This window comes from Arthrobacter sp. MDT2-34-1, assembly GCF_059091365.1.
This window is the reverse complement of sequence record NZ_JBNHGO010000133.1, coordinates 1-478: the sequence shown is the minus strand read 5'-3', so window position 1 is coordinate 478 and position 478 is coordinate 1. Positions and strand designations below refer to the sequence as shown.

Sequence of the window (478 nt, the reverse complement as noted above, 5' to 3'; positions counted from 1 at the left end):
GGCAGCATGTGATCGAGATGCCAAAAACGAAGGTAGCCAAGGGGCGTTCCGCCGGCATCAACGAACTGATGAACAAGATCCGCAACGTCGCCAAGAGCCAGGCCCGCCGGGACAAACGGGTCAAGCTCAATGTCGTCTTCGACACCGGCGACGGCCGGGGGCGCGTCATGGATATTGGCTCCAAGGCCGGTTACCTGGCCTCCGACATCCTGGCCGACGTGCGGGACCTGCACGGCGGGGACATGACCAGCTGGATCCTCTCCCAGTCCGGAGAACGCTACGCCGACCTGGACCCGACCAAAGCCCCGGTCGTGAAGGTGACCATGACGGTCTTCAATGCAGTCCGGCCCAAGGAAGAGCGCAAGGAAATGGACGAAGCGGGCACCCGGCGCCGGAACCGGCCCGCCCCGGCACCCAAAGGCAGCCGCAGGGCACGAGGACGCAAACGATGAACGTCACGGAACAAAAACTGCTCGAC

General features: G+C 63.8%; 1 protein-coding gene. It reads left to right on the top strand.

Translation table 11 applies throughout. The features are described 5' to 3' along the window. Window positions 1-452 (top strand): hypothetical protein (locus AC5RVV_RS18025; RefSeq protein WP_494002716.1); only part of this gene is annotated, 452 nt, incomplete at its 5' end. Window positions 453-478: the final 26 nt, after the last annotated feature.